At 67.8% G+C, this 19,301-nt stretch carries 19 protein-coding genes; 8 read left to right on the top strand and 11 right to left on the bottom strand.

What is annotated here, in order from left to right:
* Positions 1–101 precede the first annotated feature (101 nt).
* On the top strand, positions 102–1,697 hold the full coding sequence (locus H7F35_RS09585) for a glycosyltransferase family 39 protein (protein WP_261803577.1): 1,596 nt from the start codon (positions 102–104) through the stop codon (positions 1,695–1,697).
* A 30-nt stretch (positions 1,698–1,727) separates the two neighbouring features.
* Here the strand turns inward: H7F35_RS09585 and H7F35_RS09580 are convergent, their stop codons facing one another.
* Together H7F35_RS09580 and H7F35_RS09575 are read right to left on the bottom strand one after the other, a co-directional pair.
* Positions 1,728–2,576: an ABC transporter permease gene (locus H7F35_RS09580; protein WP_187112655.1), complete on the bottom strand. Its 849-nt coding sequence runs from the start codon at positions 2,574–2,576 to the stop codon at positions 1,728–1,730.
* Positions 2,577–2,579: 3 nt separating this feature from the next.
* Positions 2,580–3,521 carry an ATP-binding cassette domain-containing protein gene (locus tag H7F35_RS09575; protein ID WP_187112654.1) on the bottom strand — a complete coding sequence of 314 codons (942 nt, stop codon included), beginning with the start codon at positions 3,519–3,521 and terminating at the stop codon, positions 2,580–2,582.
* 173 nt (positions 3,522–3,694) lie between these two features.
* On the opposite strand from H7F35_RS09575, the gene H7F35_RS09570 reads away from it, so the two are divergent.
* Both H7F35_RS09570 and H7F35_RS09565 read left to right on the top strand, forming a co-directional pair.
* Entirely contained in the window at positions 3,695–4,537 is an 843-nt protein-coding gene (locus H7F35_RS09570) for a hypothetical protein (protein ID WP_187112653.1), read from the top strand.
* On the top strand, positions 4,534–5,214 hold the full coding sequence (locus H7F35_RS09565; RefSeq protein ID WP_187112652.1) for a hypothetical protein: 681 nt from the start codon (positions 4,534–4,536) through the stop codon (positions 5,212–5,214). Before H7F35_RS09570 ends, H7F35_RS09565 begins: the two co-directional genes overlap by 4 nt.
* Before the next feature lie 5 nt (positions 5,215–5,219).
* Here the strand turns inward: H7F35_RS09565 and H7F35_RS09560 are convergent, their stop codons facing one another.
* Positions 5,220–6,110, bottom strand: coding sequence for a LysR family transcriptional regulator (locus tag H7F35_RS09560; RefSeq protein ID WP_187112651.1), 891 nt, complete (start codon positions 6,108–6,110; stop codon positions 5,220–5,222).
* A gap of 111 nt (positions 6,111–6,221) precedes the next feature.
* On the opposite strand from H7F35_RS09560, the gene H7F35_RS09555 reads away from it, so the two are divergent.
* Both H7F35_RS09555 and H7F35_RS09550 read left to right on the top strand, forming a co-directional pair.
* Positions 6,222–6,884: a glutathione S-transferase family protein gene (locus H7F35_RS09555; protein ID WP_187112650.1), complete on the top strand. Its 663-nt coding sequence runs from the start codon at positions 6,222–6,224 to the stop codon at positions 6,882–6,884.
* Positions 6,881–7,852 carry a pyridoxamine 5'-phosphate oxidase family protein gene (locus H7F35_RS09550; RefSeq protein WP_187112649.1) on the top strand — a complete coding sequence of 324 codons (972 nt, stop codon included), beginning with the start codon at positions 6,881–6,883 and terminating at the stop codon, positions 7,850–7,852. Before H7F35_RS09555 ends, H7F35_RS09550 begins: the two co-directional genes overlap by 4 nt.
* Before the next feature lie 18 nt (positions 7,853–7,870).
* Here the strand turns inward: H7F35_RS09550 and H7F35_RS09545 are convergent, their stop codons facing one another.
* A complete protein-coding gene (locus H7F35_RS09545) occupies positions 7,871–9,040 on the bottom strand; it encodes a cytochrome P450 (RefSeq protein WP_187112648.1) in 1,170 nt (389 codons plus the stop codon).
* A gap of 82 nt (positions 9,041–9,122) precedes the next feature.
* Here H7F35_RS09545 and H7F35_RS09540 point away from each other — a divergent pair, with 82 nt between their 5' ends.
* The gene (locus H7F35_RS09540; protein WP_187114210.1) at positions 9,123–9,827 is read left to right on the top strand and encodes an ArsR/SmtB family transcription factor; all 705 of its coding nucleotides are present in this window, start codon (positions 9,123–9,125) and stop codon (positions 9,825–9,827) included.
* Between the two features lie 24 nt (positions 9,828–9,851).
* Here H7F35_RS09540 and H7F35_RS09535 read toward each other — a convergent pair whose 3' ends face one another.
* The 7 genes from H7F35_RS09535 to H7F35_RS09505 all read right to left on the bottom strand — a co-directional run bounded on the left by H7F35_RS09535 (position 9,852) and on the right by H7F35_RS09505 (position 17,175).
* Positions 9,852–10,862 carry a Bug family tripartite tricarboxylate transporter substrate binding protein gene (locus tag H7F35_RS09535; protein WP_187112647.1) on the bottom strand — a complete coding sequence of 337 codons (1,011 nt, stop codon included), beginning with the start codon at positions 10,860–10,862 and terminating at the stop codon, positions 9,852–9,854.
* 114 nt (positions 10,863–10,976) lie between these two features.
* On the bottom strand, positions 10,977–12,494 hold the full coding sequence (locus tag H7F35_RS09530) for an AMP nucleosidase (protein ID WP_187112646.1): 1,518 nt from the start codon (positions 12,492–12,494) through the stop codon (positions 10,977–10,979).
* 356 nt (positions 12,495–12,850) lie between these two features.
* Positions 12,851–13,399: a TIGR00725 family protein gene (locus tag H7F35_RS09525; protein WP_187112645.1), complete on the bottom strand. Its 549-nt coding sequence runs from the start codon at positions 13,397–13,399 to the stop codon at positions 12,851–12,853.
* The gene (locus H7F35_RS09520) at positions 13,350–14,171 is read right to left on the bottom strand and encodes an ABC transporter permease (protein ID WP_187112644.1); all 822 of its coding nucleotides are present in this window, start codon (positions 14,169–14,171) and stop codon (positions 13,350–13,352) included. Before H7F35_RS09520 ends, H7F35_RS09525 begins: the two co-directional genes overlap by 50 nt.
* A gap of 19 nt (positions 14,172–14,190) precedes the next feature.
* Entirely contained in the window at positions 14,191–15,267 is a 1,077-nt protein-coding gene (locus H7F35_RS09515) for an extracellular solute-binding protein (protein ID WP_187112643.1), read from the bottom strand.
* 32 nt (positions 15,268–15,299) lie between these two features.
* Entirely contained in the window at positions 15,300–16,328 is a 1,029-nt protein-coding gene (locus H7F35_RS09510; protein ID WP_187112642.1) for an ABC transporter ATP-binding protein, read from the bottom strand.
* A 61-nt stretch (positions 16,329–16,389) separates the two neighbouring features.
* Entirely contained in the window at positions 16,390–17,175 is a 786-nt protein-coding gene (locus H7F35_RS09505; RefSeq protein WP_187112641.1) for an ABC transporter permease, read from the bottom strand.
* A 165-nt stretch (positions 17,176–17,340) separates the two neighbouring features.
* Here H7F35_RS09505 and H7F35_RS09500 point away from each other — a divergent pair, with 165 nt between their 5' ends.
* On the top strand, positions 17,341–18,249 hold the full coding sequence (locus tag H7F35_RS09500; RefSeq protein WP_187112640.1) for a LysR substrate-binding domain-containing protein: 909 nt from the start codon (positions 17,341–17,343) through the stop codon (positions 18,247–18,249).
* A gap of 57 nt (positions 18,250–18,306) precedes the next feature.
* On the top strand, positions 18,307–19,209 hold the full coding sequence (locus H7F35_RS09495; RefSeq protein ID WP_187112639.1) for a ketopantoate reductase family protein: 903 nt from the start codon (positions 18,307–18,309) through the stop codon (positions 19,207–19,209).
* Positions 19,210–19,301: the final 92 nt, after the last annotated feature.

Genomic DNA, 19,301 nt, shown 5'->3' with positions numbered 1-19,301 from the left:
TTGTGTGCAATGTAAAGTTAAGGTAAACGCCGTGCCACACTAGAAGCCTTTTGTTTCTCATCTTGCTTGCCGTTCCGGCCGGCAAGCCTGCCTGACTTCGTATGCGACCTTCCCTGATTCCGCCGAAGGGACCCACCCCGGCCTTCGCTGTGTCGCCGACCACCTTGCACCGCGACGTCTTGCTGGCCCTGGGTGCGATGCTGCTGCTGTGGACCTTGTCCATCACCTGCTTCTATCCAACCCCGCCCTGGGACAACGTCGAGGAGCTGTTCTGGGGCAGCAGCTTCGAGTGGAGCTACTACAAGCATCCACCGCTGCCGAGCTGGTTGATGGGCGTGCTGGTGCGCCTGGGCGGACGCCAGCCCTGGCTGACCTACGCGGCCGGCGTCGGCTGCGGCGTGGGCGCGCTCTACCTCGTCTGGCGGTGGTCGATCGAGATGGTCCATCCGGCGCGCGCGGCGCTGGCCGTGCTGCTCGGCTCGCTGGTGGCCTACCACGTGCAGCGCGCGGTTATCTACAACCACAACACCGTGCAACTGCTGCCGCTGGCCGGCTACTGGTGGATGCTGTGGCGCGTGCTTCATGCGCCGTCGTCGTCGCGGCTGCGGGACTGGGCATGGCTGGGCGTCTTCGCGGCGCTGTCGATGCTCACCAAGTACAGCGCGGTGGTGCAGTTCGCGGTCGGCGCGGCCTTCATCGTGCGGCAGGGCCTGTGGCGCGACGCGCAGGTGCGGCGCGGGCTCTTGCTGGCTGTCGGCGTGGCGGCGCTGCTGATGGCGCCGCACGTGTGGTGGGTGCTGGAGCACTCCGCGCGGACGATTGCATACGCGCGCCATTCGGTCCACGCGCCGGGTTCGCACGGACAAGGCTTTCGCCGTCTGTGGCACGTGGTCGTGGCGCAGGTGGCCCGGCTGTCGCCGATGCTGCTGCTGATCGGCTGGGCCTGGTTCACCCGCGCTTCGGTGGCGGCGCCGTCGCCTTCGGCTGGCACGCCGGGGCTGAACGCGTTCGACCGGCGCTTCCTGGCCTGGGCCACGCTGGGGCCCGCGTGCCTGGTGTTCCCCGCAGCGGTCCTGCTGAAGATTCCATTGGTCGCGTCCTGGCTCACCACCTTCTTCCTGCCGGCGGCGCTATGGGCCGTGGCCATGCTGCCTGGCCTCGAGGCGGAGCGCTGGGGCCGTCGCCGGTGGCGCGGCGTGGTGGCCACGGTGGTGGTGCTCCATGTGGCCGGCGCGCTCGGCCAGGGCTGGGTCGACGGCGTGCTGAGCAAGCGCTTGGGCTACATCACGCGCGCCAACCTGCCGGCACAGGAAGTCGCCGATGCCGTGCGCGCCATTTGGCGCGACCGCGCCGGCGACCGGCCGTTCAGGCTGCTGGTGGGCGACACCTGGTTCGCGGGCGCCGTGGCGCTGAAGATGGACCCGTCGATGCAACTGCTGATCGATGGCGACGAGCGCAACTCGCCATGGCTGGCCCCCGGCGTGCTGGAGCGCGAAGGCGGCATGGTGCTGATCCTCGACACGAGGGAGTTCCGTTCCGAGGGCATGCTGCTCGAACCCCGGATGGCCGCCGCCGATTGCCGTGGCACGCTGGACATTCCGTGGGCCGGCAACGACGAACTGCGCATGCGCTGGGGCATCGTGCTGCCGCAAGGCGACAGCGGGGCGAAGAACTGCGGGGCGGACGCGGGCAAGTAGCGCTGCAGCGGCTGTATCCGTGCAGGCGCGTCAGCCCCGGAACCGCTTGCGCGTCAGCGCCAGCGCGATCCAGAAGGCGACGACCGCATACACAGCCAGCACGCCCGCGTGCAGCCACCAATCGGTCGGCCACTGGTCCATGAAGAGCGGACGCACCAGCGCCACCGCATTGGTCAGCGGCAACCACGCCGCCACGGCCTTGACCGCCGAGGGCAGTTGTTCAAGCGGAAAGAACACCCCGCTCAAGAACATCATCGGCGTCATGAACAGCGTGAAGTAGTAGGTGAAGAAGTCGTAGCCCTTCGCCAGCGCATTGAAGATCAGCGCAATCGACGAGAAGGTGATGCCCGCACCGATCAGCACCATCCATGCGACGAACAGCTTCGGGCTGTGGCTGATGCCCAGCCCCAGCATCACGAACAGGATCGCAGTGACGGTGAAGATCGACTTGAACGCCGCCCACAGCATCTCCGCCAGCACGATGTCGTCCAGCCCCACGGGCGCGTTCATGATGCCGTCCCAGGTCTTTTGCACATGCATGCGCGAGAACGCCGAATACAGCGCCTCGAAGCTCGCCGCATTCATCGCGCTCATGCAGATCGAGCCGCTGGCCAGGAACAGGATGTAGGGCACCTTCACGCCGTCCACCGCCACCTGACCCACCAGCGCGCCCATTCCGTAGCCGAAGGCCACGAGCCAGATCAGCGGCTCGGCGATGTTGCCGATGAGGCTCGGTATCGCGAGCTTGCGCCACACCAGCAGGTTGCGCAGAAACACCGGCCACCAGCGCAGCGAGATCTCGGGCGCGCGCCACACCGAAGGCGCGGGCGGTGCGGCGTTCGTGATGCTGGTCGTTGTTGTTGAAGTCGTCGTGTTCATGGTCTAGCCGTCCTCGCGAATCTGCCGGCCGGTGAGCTTGAGGAAGAGGTCCTCCAGGTTGGCGGGCCGGTGAAAGGTGCGCAGCCCGCCGTGCTGCGTCAACGCATCGAGCAGCCGCCGCGCATCCTGTGTGTAGAAGAACACGGTCTCGCCGCTCACTTCCACGCGCGCCGCCATCGCCTTGAGTTCGGCCGACCCGGCCAGCGCCAGCGCACCGTTGCCATACACCTCGACCACATCGGGTTCCAGGTGCTCGGCAATCAGGTCGCGCGGGCGGCCTTCGGCGATCTTGCGGCCGTGGTCCAGCACCAGCAGGCGCGAACACAGGCGCTCGGCCTCGTCCATGAAGTGCGTGGTCAGCAGGATCGACTTGCCCTGCTGCAGCAAGACCTGGAGCCGCTCCCACATCAGGTGGCGCGCCTGCGGGTCGAGCCCGGTCGTCGGTTCGTCGAGCAGCAGCAGCTTCGGGTCGTTGACCAGCGCACGCGCCAGCGACAGGCGCCGGCGCATCCCGCCCGACAGTTCGCCCGGCTTCGCATCGGCCTTGTGCGAGAGCGCCGCAAACTCCAGCAACTGAGGCACGCGCGCACGCACATGCGCCTTGCTGAAGCCGAAGTAGCGGCCGTACACCACGAGGTTCTCGGCACAACTGAAGTCGGGGTCGAGCGTGTCGAACTGCGTGACTACGCCAAGCTGCGCCTTGATGGCCAGCGCATCGCGCGGCATCTGCAGGCCCAGTGCCTCGATCTGCCCGCCATCGGGCGCGGTGAGGCCCAGGCACATGCGGATCGTGGTGGTCTTGCCGGCGCCGTTCGGGCCGATCACGCCCAGGCATTCGCCCGGCGCAATCTCGAACGACAGGTCGTTGACGACCGTGTTGTCGCCGTAGCGCTTGTGCAGATGGCTGACGTGGAAGAGGGGAGGAGTGGGGGTGGAGGGCGGCACGCGGCCATTCTGACGCAGCCACGCATTGCGCGCCCCATCGCTTCAATCGATGGACAATCCGCCCGACTTGCGAGCAACTTCATGCGACGCGCATCGCACCCGTGGCGTCCGTCGCGCCCGTTGCAACGGCACAATCGACGCCGGATTGCAATTCTCGGGGGGAGGCCCAAAAGATGCTGCGTTTCCTGTTGGCGCTGTCGGTGCTGCTGTTGCTCGGCGCCTGCGCGCCCTTTCATCGCCCGTTGGCGGCCGCGGACCGGCACACGGTCCAGGAGGTCGACGTGCGCGTGGTCGTGGCGCAAGAAAGCTTCATGTTCTCCGCGAAGGCGCCCGGCGTGAGCGCGGCCACCGGCGGCGGCCTGATCGGTGCGCTGATCGATTCGTCGGTGCAGCAGTCGCGCCAGAAAGACATGAGCGCCGAGGTGCAGGCCATCGTCGGCCCGCTGCTCGACTACGACTACCGCGCCGAAGCCGGCCCTGCCATCAATGCGATGCTGGCCGAGCCGAGTGCGTTCCCGCTGAAGGTGCGCTCGTCGCAGGTGCTGACGGCCATGCCGCTCAAGGCCGAGCAGGACGCCCGCATCGCCGCCACCAAAGCCGGTCCCGCCTACATGGTGCTGCTGTTGCAGTACGCGCTCGAACCCGGGCTCGGCGCGTTCACCACCCGCACCTCGGCCATCCTCTGGCAGGGCGGCAACAGCGAGCCTTCGTACCGCGCCTCTGCCATCTTCCAGACGCCCGTCGGCGGCGGCACGCGCGCCACCGTCATCCGGCGCCTGACGGCCAACGACGGGCAGGTGCTGCGCTCGGTCATGCGCGACTCGATGACGCAGACCCTGCACCTCGTGGCCATGGACATCGCCGGTGCGCGCTCGGGTGCGGTGAAGACGTCGCGGTTCAACGTCAACGGCTCGTGGGTCACGCTGGCCGGCCAGGGCTTCGACGACCAAGCCGGCCGCGTGGTGTTCCGCGACCAGGACGGCGCCATGTATTCGCTGCGGAGCACGGCCCCATGAATCGACCTTATCGCGTGGCTGCCGCCATCCTCTGCACCACCTGCTTCCTGCCGGGCCCGGCGCATGCGCTGACCGAGGGCGAGCCGCTCAGCATGGTCTTCACGCCGTCGCCGGCGCCGACCGACCGCTCCGACGGCTCACCGGTCATGACGCAGCAGCCACTGGCACCCAGCTGCACGCTCTACCTGCCGAAGATCGAAGACACGCGCAGCAACAAGGCGAACGCCGGCAACCTGACCTTGATGCTGCCCACGGTCCATGCCACGCCCAGGTCCGTGCAGTCGCTGCGAAGCGGCGATGGCATCGCGTGGACGCGCGGCGCGCTGCAGTCGATGAACCGCTACGGCTTCCAGACCGTCCTCGGTGCGCCGGCCCCCACACCTGCCGGCGCGCGGCAGGTCACGGCCGACGTGGCGCTGCGCCTGGCGCACGCATGGTCCACCGACCTGAACCTCGTCTCGCATGTGGTGCTGCAGGTCAGCTACCGCATGCCGGGCGGCGAACCCGTTTCGCGCCAGTACCACGGCATGGGCACGGGCACCAACTGGGTCAATGGCAACGGCGAGTTCATGTCGGTGCTGAACCTCGGCCTCGAAGAAGCGGTGCGAAGCATGGCCAGCGATGCCGCACTCCTGTGCGACGGCAAGCCCTTGCCAGCGCCCGTCGCCGCGCTGTAGCCGCACTACATCCGCAGCCCGCAGAACTCCGCCTTCATCCAGTCGATGAAGGCGCGCGTGCGTGCCGGCAGCAGCCGCGCGTTCGGGTAGATCACGCTCACCGGCCTTGGCGGTGGCTCGAAGTCTTCGAGCACCAGCTTCAACCGGCCCTGTGCCACCAGCGGCAGCACCTGGTAGGAGAAGAAAGTGCCGAAGCCCATGCCTGCGGCGCAGGCCTCGATGGCGGGTGCGAGATGGTTGAATTCGAGCCGGCTGCCCAGAGTCACGTTCACGGTCCGGCCGCCTTCGTGGAACACCCATTGCAGGGGCGCATCGATGCGACCGCGCACACAGGGCGTACCCGCCAGATCGCGCGGATGCCGCGGGACGCCGTGAAGGGCGAGGTACGCCGGGCTTGCCACCACCACGCGGCGGATGGTGCCCAGCGACTGCGCCACCAGCGACGAGTCTTCCAGCGCACCGATGCGGATGCCCACGTCGATGCCTTCTTCCAGCAGGTTCACCGTGCGGTCGTACAGCAGCACGCTGCAGCGCACCTTGTCGTGGCGCTGCATGAAGCGGGTGATGGCGGGCGCCACGTACATATGACCGAACAGCACCGGCGCGGTGATGGTGAGCTGGCCCGCCGGTTCGCGCGCCTCGGCCTTCAGCGCGAGGTCGGCGGCATCGGCCGCGAGCAGCACGTCGCGCGCGCTGGGCAGGTAGTGGCGGCCCTCTTCGGTGAGCGAAAGGCGGCGCGTGGTGCGGTGGAAAAGGCGCACGCCCAGGTGCGCTTCGAGCGCCGCGAGCGAGCGCACCACCGCAGGCAGCGAGGTGCCGAGTGCCTCGGCGGCGCGCGTGAGGCTGCCCTGCTCGGCAATCTGCACGAAGGTCTGCATGGCCTTGAAACGATCCATGGCGCGATTAAACCGGAAAACGCAGCAGTCAAATACAGGAATGGCTATTCCTTCATACGGCGCAAGAGAGAAGAATCCGGAACAGGCCCAGCCCATTCACAGGATTCCCTCATGAACACCACCGCCGCCACTCACCGTCCCGCGCAGCCCATCAAGCTCTACGGCACCGCCCTCTCGGGCCACGTGCATCGCGTGCGGCTCCTTCTTTCGATGCTCGGGTTGCCCTTCGAGATCATCGAGCTCGACATGCGCAAGCGCGACAACCGCGCACCTGAGTTCCTGGCGCGCAACCCCTTCGGGCAGGTGCCGGTGATCGAGGACGGCGACCTCACGCTGGCCGATTCCAACGCGATCCTGGTCTACCTCAACGAACGCTACGCAGCCGATCCGGCGCGCTGGATGCCGCGCGATGCGGTCGGCATGGCGCGCGTGCAGCGCTGGTTCTCGGTGGCGGCCGGTCCGCTGGCATACGGCCCGGCGGCGGCGCGGATCATGGCGCTGTTCGGCCTGGCCGCCGATCCGGCCGAGACCGTGACGCGATCGCATGCCTTGCTCGCGGTGATGGAAATGCACCTGCAGCAGCAGCCCTTCCTTGCCGGCCCCACCGTCACGCTGGCCGACATCGCGAACTACGCCTATGTGGCGCATGCGCCCGAAGGCAGCGTGTCGCTCGACGGCTATCCGCATCTGCGCGACTGGCTGGTGCGTGTGGAGGCGCTGCCTGGGTTCGTGCCGATGGTGCGCACGGCCATCGGGCTTGCGGCGGTCGCATGATCGCCGCGCCGTTCCATGCGGGAGAGCGTGCGTTGCAGGCGCTGGCAGGTTCACGCGAGCAGATGGAGGCGGCCGGGCCGCGCGTGATCCGCGACTACATGCCGGACCAGCACCGCGCCTTCTTCGCGCAGTTGCCCTTTCTCGTGGTCGGCAGTCTCGATGCGAACCTGCAGCCCTGGGCCAGCGTGCTGGCCGCACCCGCAGGCTTTGCGCATTCGCCCGATGCGACGCACTTGCGTGTCGAAGCGCTGCCCACCGCGGGCGATCCACTGGCCGGGCAGTTGGCGCCGGGTGCCACGCTGGGCCTGCTCGGCATCGAGCCGCACACGCGGCGGCGCAACCGCATGAACGGCACCGTCGAATCGTTGGATGCCACGGGTTTCATGGTCGAGGTGCAGCAGAGCTTCGGCAATTGCCCCCGGTACATCCAGGCGCGCGAGCCGGTGTTCGCGGCGGCGCGCGGCAATGCTGCGCCAGTGCAGTGGCTCGACACGCTCGACCTGGCGGCACATCGCCTGATCGGCAGCGCGGACACGCTGTTCATCGCCACCGCCTATCCGCACGACGTGGCGGTGGGTGACGAGGCAGACGCCAGTTCGCACGGTGTCGACGTGTCGCATCGCGGCGGTCTTCCGGGCTTCGTGCGCATCGACGGTGATGACATGCTCACGGTGCCGGATTTCAACGGCAACCGCTTCTTCAACACGCTCGGCAACCTCGCGGCCCATCCGCGCGCGGGCCTGCTGTTCATCGACTTCGACAACGGCGAGCTGCTGCATGTGGCGGTCACGGCCGAGATCGTGTGGGACGGCCCCGAGGTCGCGGCCTTCGAAGGTGCGGAGCGCCTGATGCGCTTTCGCGTCGAACATGCGCTGCGCCGTCCGTTGGCGTTGCCGCTGCGATGGGGCGACGCGGAGTTGTCACCGCATCTGGCGCGCACGGGCCATTGGGCCTCCACGCGCGCCTGAGCGACCACCATCCGTTCTTCAGTGGAAGACGGGAATGCGCGCGGCCGATGGCCTGTAGTGCCAGCCGCGCGCCTGCTGTGCCTGCAGGTCGGGCGTGCGGCGCAGCAGCGCGTCGAGGCCCGCTGCCGCCAGCGTGCAGGCCAGCGCCTGTCCCGGGCAGGCATGCATGCCGTGGCCGAAGCCGAGCATGCGGCGCCGGGCGCGCACCCGCATGAAGACATCCGGATCGGGGTTGAGCGCCGGGTCGCGGTTGGCTGAGGCCAACATCACCAGTACCGTGTCGCCCACGGCCAACGGGGTGTCCGCGAGGGTGATCGGCTCTGCCACGAAGCGGCGCGTGTTCTGCGCCGAGGGGTCGTGCCTTGCCGTTTCTTCCACGATCGATTGCAGGCCATCGCGCGTGCGCAGGGTCGGGCGCAGCGAGGGTTCGCGCATCACCGCGATAAGGCTGTTGCCCAGCAGGCCCGCCGTGGCATCGCAGGTCTGCGAGAGCAGGCCCACGAGGTTCGCGAGCAGCGAGCGCGACAGCGGCGCACTGGCCGCGCTTTCGGTCAGCACGGCGGCGAGCAGCGTGCCATTGCGTGGTGCCGCATTCGCGGCCAGAGCCTCGAAGCGCGTCATCAGTTCGGCGGCGGCCACGCTCGCGCCCTGCAACTGCTCGGCCGTGGACAGTGGCGACAGGCAGGCGACGAAATCGCGCATCCAATGATCGACCTGCGGCAGTGTCTCGTCGGCAAAGCCGAGCAGGTGCGCCACCGCCTGCACGGGCATGGAGAAAATCGTGTCGGACAGCGGCTTCTCCGGCACCCGCTGCGCGACCTGCGATGCGGCCGCATGCACGGCATTCAGGTCGAGCCCGGCCAGGGCGCGTTGCAAGGCAGGCCGCTGGGCCTGGTGCGTCGCGCCTTCGTTCATGCGCACCAGATGCCCGAACACTTCACCCGCCGCGCTGCCGACGATGGCGCGCGGCACGGGCTCGGCGACGGGCCGCACGCGCAGGGCGCCGTGCGCGCCCAGCACCTGTTCGATGACATCGGCGCGGCTCGCAACCCACAGGCGCAGCTTTTCGTTCCACGCAAGCGCCGGTCCTGCGCGAAGGCTGGCGTAGTACGGGTAGGGATCGGCATGCGTGGCGGCCGCGACCGGGTCGACGGGCAGGTCGGTGGAGGTGGGGCTTGTGGTGTTCATGGCCGCAGTGTGCGATCGAAGCCGCCGCCACACTTCGCCCGTGAACGAAGTGTCGGATGCGCAGCCGTTCTACGATGGGCGCATGGACACGAACTCTTCCTCCTCTTCGCCGAGCGCGGACTTCCAGTTGGCACGGCTGGCCGGTGCCATCGCCGAGCCCGCGCGCGCCCGCATGCTGAACTGCCTGATGGATGGCCACGCGCGCACCGCCACCGAGCTGGCCACGGTGGCCGAGGTGGCAGCGTCCACGGCCAGCGCGCATCTGGCACGGCTGAAGGAAGAGCGATTGGTCGAGCTGCTGGTGCAAGGCAAGCACCGCTACTTCAGGCTGGCCAACGACGATGTCGCGGCCGCGCTCGAAAGCCTGATGGTGGTGGCCGGTGCGCCGCGTGCCGCCGAGTTCAAGCCGAACACGCCGAGTCGCCTGCGCAGCGCGCGCACCTGCTACGACCACATGGCCGGCACGGCCGGCGTGGCGCTGCACGACCGGCTGCATGCGCAGGGCTGGCTCAGTGGCCTGCAGAGCGGTTCGTACGAACTCACGGTCGAAGGTGCGATCGCGCTGGAAAGTCTGGGTGTCGAGGTTGATGCGGTGCGTCGCTCGCGGCGTCGCTTCGCCTGTGCCTGCCTGGATTGGAGCGAGCGGCGCCCGCATCTGGGCGGCGCACTCGGTGCGGCATGGCTGCAACTTTCGCTGCGCCGTGGCTGGGTGCGGCAGGAGCTGGATGGTCGCGCGCTCGCGCTGACGCCGAAGGCCCAGCGCGAGATGCCCGAGCTGTTTGCCTGAACCGGGAGAACCGGAAGACCGGTCTCAGGCCTTCAGCTTGAGCAGATAGATCAGCGGCCCGGCCATCGCCGTGTCGAGTTCGAGAAAGCTCTCGAAGTCCTTGCCCGCCATCCAGTACGGGTCCCAGTTGTTGCGCTTGATGGTCTTCACCCACAGGTCATGCGTGGTGGCGCGGCGCACCGCGTCGAGCAGCACGGCCTTGCGGTAGGGCGGCACCTTCTTGCCGGTCATCACGCCACGCCAGTTGGCAAGGTCGGCGTCCACGCCCTGCTCGCGCACCGAACTGATGCCCTGGAACGGCTGCTTGGACGACACGCCGATGGCGCGCAGCTTGCCGCTCGCCAGGCTGTCGCTGAATTCGCTGTAGCCCGAGATGCCGGCCACAGCCTTGCCGGTTTCAAGCGCCTCGACCACCTGCGCGCCGCCCGGATGCGCCTGATAGACCAGCGTGGAGGATGCGCCCGCCACGCGCGCCAGCATGCCGGCGTACATGTGGTCGACGCCGCCGGCCGAGCCGCCCGCGATGACCGTGTTGGCGGCATCGGCGCGCAGTTGCGCGATCAGGTCCTTGGGGGTCTTGATGGGTGAGTCGGCCTTCACCGCCACCACTTCGTAGTCGCTGGTCAGCCGTGCCACGGGCGAGACGTTGGCCATGGTCACGGTGGGCTTTTGCAGCGCCACTGCGCCGACCATTACCATCCCGCTGACCAGCAGCGCTTCGGGGTCGGCATCGTATTTCTCGACGTACTTGGCCAGGCCGATGGTGCCGCCTTTGCCGCCGATGTTCTCGTACACCACGTTGCCCACCGCGCCCGAGGCCAGCAAGGCGGCGCCGAGTGCGCGACCTGTCTGGTCCCAGCCACCGCCTTCATTGGCGGGAATGACGATGCGAAGCTTGGAGCTGAGCGGTGCGTCGGCGGCCCTGGCGGCGCCGGGCCACAGCGCGGTGTGCCCCGCGCCTGCGGCGGCGGCCGATGCCGCGATCCATGCCGAGAAACTGCGGCGGGAGAGGGGAGCGGACGTCGACTGGGGCATCTTGTTTCCGGTTGTCTGTGGGGAAACTGAATGATGTCCGCGAAATCTGCCAATCGTTCCCGCAAGCGGGCAGGGACAAACCCCGATGGACGCCCGCCGGCTGCAAGCACGTTCTTACTGGAACGCCACCTCGGCAAAGCTGCGCAGCTTGCGGCTGTGCAGCCGCGTCGAGCCCTCTTCGCGCAGGATGTCGATGGCCCGCATGCCGATGCGCAGGTGCTGCTCGACACGTTCGCGGTAGAAGTGGTTGGCCATGCCGGGCAGCTTGATTTCGCCGTGCAGCGGCTTGTCGCTCACGCACAGCAGGGTGCCGTAGGGCACGCGAAAACGGAAGCCGTTGGCCGCGATGGTCGCGCTTTCCATGTCGAGCGCCACCGCACGGCTCTGGCTGAAGCGGCGCTGCGGCTGGTTGCCGGGCAGCAGCTCCCAGTTGCGGTTGTCGGTGCTGGCCACGGTGCCGGTGCGCATGATCTTCTTCAGGTCGGGGCCCTCGTAGCGCGTGACGTCGGCCACGGCCTTTTCCAGCGCGAGCTGGATTTCGGACAGCGCGGGAATCGGCACCCACAGCGGCAGTTCCTCGTCGAGCACGTGGTCTTCACGCACATAGGCGTGGGCCAGCACGTAGTCGCCGAGCTGTTGCGTGTTGCGCAGGCCGGCGCAGTGGCCCAGCATCATCCAGGCATGCGGGCGCAGCACGGCGATGTGGTCGGTGATGGTCTTGGCGTTGGCCGGGCCCACGCCGATGTTGACCATGGTGGTGCCGCTGCAGTCTTCGCGCACCAGGTGGTAGGCGGGCATCTGCGGCAGCCGCGGCGGCGCGGTGCCCTGGCTGCCGTCGAGCAGGTGGGCGTAGCTGGTGCTGGCGCCAGCAGCCAGGCCGCGCCGGCGCGTGATCACGTTGCCGGGCTCGATGAAGGCCACGTACTCGCTGTTCTCGTCGGCCATGGCCTCGTGGCCCAGGCGCACGAACTCGTCGATGTAGAACTGGTAGTTGGTGAACAGCACGAAGTTCTGGAACCACTCGGGCGCGGTGCCGGTGTAGTGGCGCAGGCGGTGCAGCGAGTAGTCGACCCGCGCGGCCGTGAACAGCGACAGCGGCTGCGCCTCGCCATCGCGCGCTTCGTAGGTGCCGTTGGCGATGCCGTCGTCCATCACGCCCAGGTCGGGCAGGTCGAACGCGTCGCGCATGAGGGCACGGCGATCGCTGCTCATGGTGCCTTCGATGTGGTCGTTCTCGGCAAAGGAGAAGTGGATCGGAATGGGCTGCGTGCTGGTGCCGACCTCCAGCTCGACCTGGTGGTTTTCGAGCAGCAGGCGGAACTGGTCGAGGTAGTAGCGCGAGAACAGGTCGGGTCGCGTCAGCGTGGTTTCGTAGCGGCCCGGTCCGGCGACGAAGCCGTAGCTCAGGCCCGCGTTGGCCGGCGGCGTGTGGCGCGAGACGGTGTGCGTGTGCACCCGCACGAAGGGGTAGCAGGCGCGCACCCGGCCGGGCAGTGCTTCGCCGGCGACGAAGCGCAGCATCGATTCGCGCAGGTGGGCGATTCCGTCCTGGTAGATGGCCTTGACCTGTTCGAGGGCGGCGGCAGCATCGGTGAAGCGGGCGGGGGCAACGAAGGTGGGCATGTAGGGCATGACGGCATTGTGCAATGCCTGTCATGTCTTCTGCTTTGTCGTCTGCGGGGCTTGCTTGGGGGCGCTGTTGTTGTTCGGGTGCTGTCGTTCATTCAGGGCGTCGCTCACGCCGACACGGTGCTCTTTTTCGCGAATGTCCCCCGCTTCGCTCCTCCTTTATTTCGCGAAAAAGAGCCCCGTATCGACGTGAGCGCTCAGAGCCGTTGTTGATCGCAGGATCAATAGCAGCGTGCCCCTGTGCGAATGACGCGGGGTGCTCCCCGCAGCGAAATAAAGGAGGAGCGAAGCGGGGGACATTCGCACAGGGGAGCACCCGGTGTCATTCGCACTCGCCCCGAACAAAGCGACACCAAGCCTCAGGCCAGGAGGCAGTCCAACACCTTGCCCAACATGTCGTTCACGTCAACAGCCTGCACAGCCCCCGGCAGCTCGACATCGCCATGCATCACGAACACCGGCTTGCCCCACTTGAGCCCCATCGCCATCTCCGACAGCGTGCCCATGTTGCCGCCGATGGCGATCAGGCACACACCGCTGCGCGCGATGATCCCGTTGCGCATCTCGCCCATGCCCGTGGGAATGGCCACGCTGAGCCATTCGTTGGCGTTGCGGTCGTCGTCCTCGGGCAGGATGCCCACGGCAATGCCGCCCGCTTCGGTGGCACCGCGCGAGGCCGCGGCCATCACGCCACCACGCCCGCCGCAGATCACGGCCATGCCCGCGCCGGCCAACGCATGCGCCACCGCATACGCGGCTTCGCATTCGGCCGGGCCACCATCGCCGGGGCCGAGCATGGCCACCGGCTGGCGATGGCGAGTCGGACCCCATTGCTTCTGCGCCAGGCGCGTCAGCGCCTCAGTGACCGGCGCCGACAGCACCGCGCTCGCGCCTTCGCGTAACGACATCGCCTACTCCCATCACGATCACACACACCACCATCAGCACCAGCGACAAGGCCGCTGCCACCGCGAAATCCGAACCCCCATCACCCACCTGTGCCAACAGCATCAGCGGCAGGATGTTGAGCTGCGTACCCACCAGCGCCAGCGCCGTGCCGTAAGTGCCCATCGCAATCGCGGCCACCATGCAGGCGTTCGACAGCACCGAGGGCATCACCTCGGGCACCACCGTGTCCCAGAACGCGCGCGCCTTCGATGCACCCAGCGTGCGTGCTGCCTGTGCAGGGCGCAGGTCGAGGTTGGCGAACACCGGGTACAGCGACAGCGCCACGCGCGGGATCAGGTAATAGGCATAGGCAAAGCCCAGGCCCGACACGCTGTAGATCCAACTGCCGATGACCGCCGGATCGGCACCCAGCCCCGCGAGCAGTTGCGTCACGAAGCCCGCGCGCCCGAAGGCCAGGATGAAGCCGTAGGCAATCACCAATCCCGAGAAGGCCAGCGGCAGGCCCAGCAAGGTCATCATCCATTGGCGCCGGCCTTCAGGCTGACGCGCCAGTTCGATGGCGATGCAGGTGCCCACCAGCGCCGAGATCGCACCCGCCGCCAGGCCCAGGCCCAGCGTGTTGCGCAGCGCCCCGAAGAACAGCGGGTTGCCGAATAGCCGCCCGAAGGCGCTGCCGCCCTCGCCGAAGGCTTCGGGCAGCAGCGCCGCCAGCGGCACCGCGAAGAACAGCGCCATGAAGGCCCATGCAGGCCAGGCGCCAAAGCGTCGCATCACGTTCCTTAGTGCCTGCTTACTTGCCCAGCGCGGCTTGCGCCCAGAGCTTGTCCACTTCGGCCTTGCGCTCCGAAGCCTTCACCACGTCGAGCGGACGGATCTGCGGCGCGGCCGGCATCTTGGCGGCCACGTCAGCGCTCAGCGGCGTGCCCGGCACGGCCGGACGCACGAAGCCCTGCGCGAACAGCGACTGGCCCGCCTCGCTCATGATGAAGTTGAGCCACAGCTTGCCGGCGTTCGGGTTCGGGCCGTTCTTCACGAGGCTGATGGCGTAGGGCGCGGCCACGCTGGCCTCCTTCGGAATCACGACCTCGACCGCATCACCCATGCCGTCGACGTGCTTGGCCTTCAGGCCGTCGTTCTCGTAGCTGATCCACACGGGGATCTCGCCCTTGAGGAACTTGGCATACGGCGTCGTGCCTTCCACGCGCAGCACGTTGCCGGCCGAATGCAGCTTGCCCAGGTAATCGGTTCCGGGCTGCACGTTGTCGACGCTGCCGCCGTTGGCATAGGCCGCGGCAAAGGTCAGCACCTGGCCGATGCCGGTGGTGCGTGGATCGAGGTAGACCACCGTGCTCTTGAACTCGGGCTTGAGCAGGTCGGCCCAGCTCGTCGGCACGTTCTTCACCAGCTTCTTGTTGACCAGGAAAGCGATGTTGAGCGTGTGGATGGTGAACCAGCGGCCTTCGGCCTCGCGGAACACGGGCGGCAGCTTGTCGAAGTTGACGGGCTTGAAGGGCGCGACCACGTCCTTCTTCACCGCATCGACGGCCGAAGCAGCGAAGTAGTAGGCGGTGTCGGCCTGCGGGCGGCGCTTGGTCTTTTCGAGCGAGACCACGGTGGCGGCGGAGCCGATGTCGTTGTAGGTCAGCTCGATCTCGGGGTAGCGCTTCTTGAAGTCGCGGAACAGCGACTTCCAGTTGGCCCATTCGGGGCCGGTGTCGAAGGACACGCACAGGCCTTCCTTCTGCGCCTCGGCGTACAGCGCCTTCTCGCCCGCATACAGCTCGGGGCCGTCGAAGGCAAAGGCGGTGCGGGCCAATGACAGCACGGGCAGTGCGCCGGCGGCCTGGATCAGATGTCTGCGTTGCATGGTGGCTCCTTGGGAGGAAATGGAGGAAGAGATCAGTGGTCGAGCAAACGGAGGTGTTCGGGCGCGATGGCAATCGCTTGGGCAGCCGGCGCTGCCGACTCGGCAAGGAAGGGCTTGCCTGCGCCCTGCACCTCGAAGTCGTAGCGCGTGAGCGCACCCAGGTAGCGCTGCGCGCCGGTGTGCCCCGCGAGGCGGTTCACGCTGCCGGATGGCGGGTCGGGCTGGATGTGCTCGGGCCGCACCAGCACATGCACCGGCGTGCCGAAGGTGCGGCTGCCGGTGTCGGCGAAGAATTCGGCAAAGCCCATGTCGAGCCGGCCCGGCGACGCCACCTTCGCAGGCAGGATCGTCGAGAGCCCGACGAACTCCGCCACCACGCGGCTCGCGGGGTTCTCGTAAATCTCGCGCGGCGTGGCGATCTGCAGCAGCCGGCCGTCCTTGAGCATGGCCACGCGGTCGGCCATCACCAGCGCTTCTTCCTGGTCGTGCGTGACCAGCAGCGTGGTCGCGTTGAAGCGTTGCTGGATCGAACGGATCTGGTCGCGCAGGTGGCCGCGCACGCTGGCGTCCAGTGCCGACAGCGGCTCGTCGAGCAGCAGCGCGCGCGGGTCGATGGCCAGTGCGCGCGCCAGGGCCACGCGTTGCTGCTGGCCGCCCGAGAGTTGCGCCACGGCGCGCTGCGCGTACTCGCCCAGCCCCACGATGTCGAGCAGCTCCTGCGCACGCTTGTGCCGCTCGGTGGTCGCCACCTTGCGCAGCTTGAGCCCGTAGGCCACGTTGTCCAGCACGCTCAGGTGCGGGAACAGCGCGTAGCTCTGGAACACCATGCCGATGTGGCGCTGGTGCACCGGCGTGCGCGACATGTCTTCGCCGCCGAGCGCGATGCGTCCCGTGTGGCCGGTCTCCAGGCCCGCCGCCAGCTTGAGCAGCGTCGACTTGCCCGAGCCGCTGGGCCCGATCACCGCCACCAGCTCGCCGGTGCGCACGTCGAGCGACACGTCGTGCAGGCCGTGCGTGCTGCCCGGGTAGTTGTAGCTGACGTTATCGAACAGAAGACTCATTGGAGTACCTTCGTGCTTCGCACTGCGGTGCGAGCTTGCTTGGGGCGGGCCGGCGCGGCGCTCATGCGCGCTGCTTCACAAGGGAGGAAGAAAGAAGCGCCGACGCACTCGCCAGCACAAGAAGAATCACCGTGGCCGCGCAGGCAAAGCCCGTTGCGCCATAGAAGGCCTGCAGCAGCACCACCGGATAGGTACGGTTCTGGAAGCTCGTGAGCAGGTTCGACACACCGAACTCGCCCACCGAAATGGCCGCCACCATCACCAGCCCGCTGATCAGGCTCTGGCGCAGGCTGGGCATGACGATGCCGGTGAACTGCTGCCAGCCCGAGGCGCCGAGCGTGGCGGCCGCCTGTTCGAGCCGGCCCAGGTCGAGATGGCGCAGGTCGGTCAGCAGCGTGTTCGTGAGGTAGGGCAGCGTGAGGATCGCGTGCGCCGCAATCAGCAGTGGCATCGAACCGAGCCAGGGCGCCAGGTCGGTGTTGAACACAATCATGTAGCCGAAGGCCATGGTGATGGGCGGCACCGCCACCGGCGTGGCGCTCACGAGGCGCGCCGCCAGGCTGCCGCCGCGCCGCGCGCCGTGGTACAGCGCATAGGCCAGCGGCAGCGCCAGCACGGTGTTGATGGCGCAGGCCGACATGGCCACCACGAGGCTGCTGACGAAGGCCTTGCGAAAGGAAGTGTCGAGCCACAGGTCGACATACCACTGGCCCGTGATGCCGGTGGGCAGCAGCGTGTTGGTCCAGTTGCCGCCAAAGCTGCCGAGCAGCAGCAGGGCAATGGGCAGCAGCAGGTACAGGCCGTAGATGAGCGAGATGCCGCGAACCAAGGTTGTCTCCAGTGTCATGGACACCCGGCATACTTTCCGGATGCGCTACTGTCTGCGCAAGGCATGCCGCAGCGTTCCCAGGATTCTAGGAAGCACCTGAGAATCTATGGGTGAAAGTTGGATGACGACACTTGAGCAATTGGAAAATGTTTTTCACCAAGATTTCATCAACCGGCCCCATGCATGAAGCGTGACTGCCCCACCATCCAGGAGCTGCTGGCCTTCGATGCGGTGGCGCGCCACGAGAGCATCACGCTGGCAGCCGGCGCCCTGTGCATCACCGTGAGCGCGGTCAGCAAGCAGATCGCGGGGCTCGAAGCCTTCCTGGGCCGCGAGCTGCTGCAGAAGAACGGCCGCGGCGTGCAGCTCACGCCGCAGGGGCGCGTGTACTGGCAGAAGATTTCGGGCGGCCTGCGCGCCATCGAGACCGCGACCTTCGAGGCGCGCTCGGGCGATGCCGGCGCCGGCCTGCTCACGCTGGCGAGCGTGCCCACTTTCCTGACCAAGTGGCTCATTCCGCGCCTGCCGGCCTTCAGCCAGAAGAGCCGCCATGTGATGCTGAGCTTCAGCCGCCACCTGGAGCCGAGCGACGGCATCCCGGCCGGTGTCGATGCGGCGATTCGCTACGGCCCCGACGGCTGGCCCGGCGTGGTGTCCGAATACATCGCTGGGCGCGAGTTCGTGCTGATCGTGGCGCGCTCGCTGGTCGAAGGGCGCCATCGCATTGCGCAGCCGGCCGACATCGTGGGTCATACGCTGCTGCATCACGAAGGCGCGCCCACGGCCTGGCGGCAATGGGCCGCGCAGCATGGCGTGCCCGAGGTGCAGATCGTGGCCGGGCCACGCTTCGCGCAGTACTCGGCGCTGATCCAGGCGGCGCTCAACGGGCTGGGCATCGGGCTGGTGCCCAAGCTGCTGGTGCAGGAAGAACTTGCAGAAGGCGCGCTGCTCAGCCCCTGCGGCACGCCGGTGAGCGTGAACCAGGGCCACTACCTCTGCTACCGGCCCGACCGGCTCGACCTGCCGGCCTTCGCGGCGTTTCGCGAATGGTTGCTCGAAGAAGGTGTGGCATCGCGCGGGGCGGAAGCATGAAACAGCTCTCTTCGCTAACCTCTGCGACCGAACAGGAACAACCAAGGAAGTGAATCGATGAAAGTCGCAGTGATGGGTGCCGGCGCGGTCGGCTGCTACTACGGCGCCATGCTGGCGCGCGCGGGCCACGAGGTGGTGCTGATCGGGCGGCCCTCGCATGTGGAGGCCGTCAGGGCGCATGGCCTGCGGCTGGAGACGAAGGCGTTCGACGAGCACGTGCGGCTCGACGCGAGCACCGAAGCCAGCGCGGTGCAGGGCGCGGATCTCGTGCTGTTCTGCGTGAAGTCCACCGACAGTGAAGCGGCTGCGGCGCTGATCCAGCCGCACCTGTCGCCCGATGCGCTGGTGCTGACGCTGCAGAACGGCGTCGACAACGACGCGCGCGTGCGTTCGGTGCTGCCGTCGAATGAAGTGGCGGCCGCCGTGGTCTATGTGGCGACCGAGATGGCCGGCGCCGGCCATGTCAGGCATCACGGGCGTGGCGAGCTGGTGATCGCGCCATCGCGCGCCAGCGAGCAAGTGGCGCAGCACCTGATTGCTGCCGGCGTGCCCACGCAGATTTCAGGCAACGTGCGCGGCTCGCTCTGGGCCAAGCTGATCCTCAACTGCGCCTACAACGCGCTGTCGGCGGTCACGCAGTTGCCTTACGGCGAACTGGTGAAGGGCGTGGGCGTGGCCGATGTGATCCGCGACGTGGTCGCCGAATGCCTGGCCGTGGCGAAGGCCGAAGGCATCGACGTGGTGGGCGATACCGACGCCGCCATTCGCGGCATCGCCCAATCGATGCCCTCGCAATACTCATCGACCGCGCAAGACCTCGCACGCGGCAAGCTCAGCGAGATCGATCACCTCAACGGCCTTGTGGTGCGGCGCGGCGAAGCGCTGGGTGTGCCCACGCCCGCCAACCGCGTGCTGTTCGTGATGGTGAAGTTGCTCGAAGGAAAACAACAGCGTCGTTGATGGCCTTCTTGCGGGGAACACCGCGGAACCGGCTTTGCCGGACCGCAGGTGTTGCCCCCGGTAGGGGGTTGGAGAGAAGCGACACGAAGTGC

The organism is Variovorax sp. PAMC26660 (assembly GCF_014302995.1).
GTDB lineage: Bacteria > Pseudomonadota > Gammaproteobacteria > Burkholderiales > Burkholderiaceae_C > Variovorax.
The sequence above is the reverse complement of the archived record's forward strand: the minus strand, read 5'-3'. Positions and strand labels throughout refer to the sequence as shown.

Excerpts from the sequence above, each read along its gene's own strand:
- H7F35_RS09565 (WP_187112652.1), top strand. The coding sequence starts at position 4,534 with ATGAATCGACCTTATCGCGTGGCTGCCGCCATCCTCTGCACCACCTGC.
- H7F35_RS09550 (WP_187112649.1), top strand. The coding sequence starts at position 6,881 with ATGATCGCCGCGCCGTTCCATGCGGGAGAGCGTGCGTTGCAGGCGCTG.
- H7F35_RS09525 (WP_187112645.1), bottom strand. The coding sequence starts at position 13,399 with ATGTCGTTACGCGAAGGCGCGAGCGCGGTGCTGTCGGCGCCGGTCACT.
- H7F35_RS09540 (WP_187114210.1), top strand. The coding sequence starts at position 9,123 with ATGGACACGAACTCTTCCTCCTCTTCGCCGAGCGCGGACTTCCAGTTG.
- H7F35_RS09555 (WP_187112650.1), top strand. The coding sequence starts at position 6,222 with ATGAACACCACCGCCGCCACTCACCGTCCCGCGCAGCCCATCAAGCTC.
- H7F35_RS09535 (WP_187112647.1), bottom strand. The coding sequence starts at position 10,862 with ATGCCCCAGTCGACGTCCGCTCCCCTCTCCCGCCGCAGTTTCTCGGCA.
- H7F35_RS09580 (WP_187112655.1), bottom strand. The coding sequence starts at position 2,576 with ATGAACACGACGACTTCAACAACAACGACCAGCATCACGAACGCCGCA.
- H7F35_RS09560 (WP_187112651.1), bottom strand. The coding sequence starts at position 6,110 with ATGGATCGTTTCAAGGCCATGCAGACCTTCGTGCAGATTGCCGAGCAG.
- H7F35_RS09500 (WP_187112640.1), top strand. The coding sequence starts at position 17,341 with ATGAAGCGTGACTGCCCCACCATCCAGGAGCTGCTGGCCTTCGATGCG.
- H7F35_RS09530 (WP_187112646.1), bottom strand. The coding sequence starts at position 12,494 with ATGCCCTACATGCCCACCTTCGTTGCCCCCGCCCGCTTCACCGATGCT.
- H7F35_RS09505 (WP_187112641.1), bottom strand. The coding sequence starts at position 17,175 with ATGACACTGGAGACAACCTTGGTTCGCGGCATCTCGCTCATCTACGGC.
- H7F35_RS09515 (WP_187112643.1), bottom strand. The coding sequence starts at position 15,267 with ATGCAACGCAGACATCTGATCCAGGCCGCCGGCGCACTGCCCGTGCTG.
- H7F35_RS09570 (WP_187112653.1), top strand. The coding sequence starts at position 3,695 with ATGCTGCGTTTCCTGTTGGCGCTGTCGGTGCTGCTGTTGCTCGGCGCC.
- H7F35_RS09520 (WP_187112644.1), bottom strand. The coding sequence starts at position 14,171 with ATGCGACGCTTTGGCGCCTGGCCTGCATGGGCCTTCATGGCGCTGTTC.
- H7F35_RS09495 (WP_187112639.1), top strand. The coding sequence starts at position 18,307 with ATGAAAGTCGCAGTGATGGGTGCCGGCGCGGTCGGCTGCTACTACGGC.
- H7F35_RS09585 (WP_261803577.1), top strand. The coding sequence starts at position 102 with ATGCGACCTTCCCTGATTCCGCCGAAGGGACCCACCCCGGCCTTCGCT.
- H7F35_RS09545 (WP_187112648.1), bottom strand. The coding sequence starts at position 9,040 with ATGAACACCACAAGCCCCACCTCCACCGACCTGCCCGTCGACCCGGTC.
- H7F35_RS09510 (WP_187112642.1), bottom strand. The coding sequence starts at position 16,328 with ATGAGTCTTCTGTTCGATAACGTCAGCTACAACTACCCGGGCAGCACG.